Origin of the sequence: Fibrobacter sp. UWB1 (genome assembly GCF_002210325.1) — a bacterium.
Lineage (GTDB): Bacteria > Fibrobacterota > Fibrobacteria > Fibrobacterales > Fibrobacteraceae > Fibrobacter.
Genome location: NZ_MWQL01000042.1, coordinates 1 through 1,702 on the forward strand (window position 1 = coordinate 1; position 1,702 = coordinate 1,702).

A 1,702-nucleotide genomic window follows, 5' to 3' on the forward strand; every position below is an offset into this window, starting at 1 on the left:
GTCTACGGCTGCGTTCGGTCATGCCCAAACGCAAGCGTTTTGACGTCTACGACGTCCGTAGCTGCGGCTCGATAATGCAAAAACAAGTTTTTTGCGCTATCTCGCCTTGCATCCTTTTGTCGCGACACTCACTTGCACGTTACTGAATCTCTCGATAAACTCGATTGTTTTGTTAAATGAACATGGTAAAACAGGTCGGGATATGCTGCACCTGTTCGTTGTGGCCCAGGTCCTTGGTGTATATCAGGTAGCGGTCTTGTATCCGTTCGCTGAATTTTTTACAGAATGCGTCGAGCGAAGCGTGTGTCCTGTATCCGGAGGACTTGACTTCGATAGGGCAAATCTTTTTCCCGCGCGAAAGGATGAAGTCAATTTCGTAATTGTGCTTTTCGTCTTGTGCCCAGGTGTGGTAAAAAAGCTTATCGCCCTTGGCCGTTAGCATCTGAGCCACAAGATTCTCGTAAACGTAGCCCAGGTTTGCGGACAGTTTATCCGAAAGCATTCGTTCGTAGATGACATTTTCGGTAAAGTTTTTGTCCCAAAATGCAAGTGTCACGAACAACCCCGTGTCGCAGACAAATAATTTGAACCGCTCTTGATTCTGTGTCAGGGCCATGCCCACATTGGGATCGTCGCAATGGTAGCAGACATTCACGGTTTTGCTGTCTTCGAGTTGTTGCAGCAGACTATTTTCGCTAACTTTCCCGACTTTTCCAATGATGCTAGAAGTCACGTAGCGGTTCGCTCCACGACTGAGTTGTGCGGGGATGCTTTCGAACAGTTTCGACATGTTCCCTGACGGATCCAATTTCAGAAAATCTTCGGTGTAAAGCTTTATGATTTTACGTTTGATTGCATCGACCTTGCGCAGGTCGTTTGTTTCTAGATATTCGACGACGGCTTGTGGCATTCCGCCGACTAGCGCATAAAGCCGTAGGCCGCGCATGGTCGTCCTAAATGCGGCACCGAGCGGCAACTTCCTTTCGAAGAACTTGCTCAACGTGGGTATGGTCACATCGTCATTCATTGCCCAGCGGAATTCCTCGAAATCCATGGGGTACATTTGTAGTCGGTCTTCTTCGCTGGGAATGGTGATACTTTCCGTGTTTTTCTTGATGCTGATAAGCGACCCCGTTTCGATGTAGTCGTAGCGTCCGTCTGCGACCAGGTACTTTATGGCCTGCCGCGCGTTGGGGCATTTTTGGACTTCGTCGAAGATGATTACTGAATTGCGAGATTTCAGTGACTTGTGGAAAATCGCCTGTAGTCGCAGGAAAATGAAGTCCAGGTCCATGAGGTCGTCGAACAGGGATTTGACTTCTTCGGAGGCCTTATTGAAGTCGATAAGGATGTATGTTTCGTACTCCCTTTGGGCAAATTCTTCGACAATGGTGGATTTCCCGATTCGGCGGGCTCCTTCAATAAGTAAGGCAGTCCGTCCCTTGCTTTCGGACTTCCATTCAAGCATTTTTGCGTAAATTTTGCGTTTAAATGTAAATTTCGGCATATTTTATCCCCCGAACTTGTCTAAATATACATAAATTTTTCTTTTCCCACAAATTTATTTTGAGCAAAACCACCTTTTCCCGCAAATTTTTACATTAAAAATTCGACATTCCCCGTAAATTTATAATCCAGCAGTTTACGGCTGATTCGGGGCCGGAATAGCCCGGCAGAGCCCCGACTACTTTTGCTCATTTGA

At 46.8% G+C, this 1,702-nt stretch carries 1 protein-coding gene; it reads right to left on the bottom strand.

What is annotated here, in order from left to right; translation table 11 throughout:
- Positions 1–172 precede the first annotated feature (172 nt).
- Positions 173–1,507, bottom strand: a complete 1,335-nt coding sequence (locus tag B7988_RS14745) for an AAA family ATPase (protein ID WP_088658477.1) — start codon at positions 1,505–1,507, stop codon at positions 173–175.
- Positions 1,508–1,702: the final 195 nt, after the last annotated feature.

Bases quoted from the DNA above. Each gene is read 5' to 3' on its own strand.
- B7988_RS14745 (WP_088658477.1), bottom strand. From the start codon at position 1,507: ATGCCGAAATTTACATTTAAACGCAAAATTTACGCAAAAATGCTTGAA.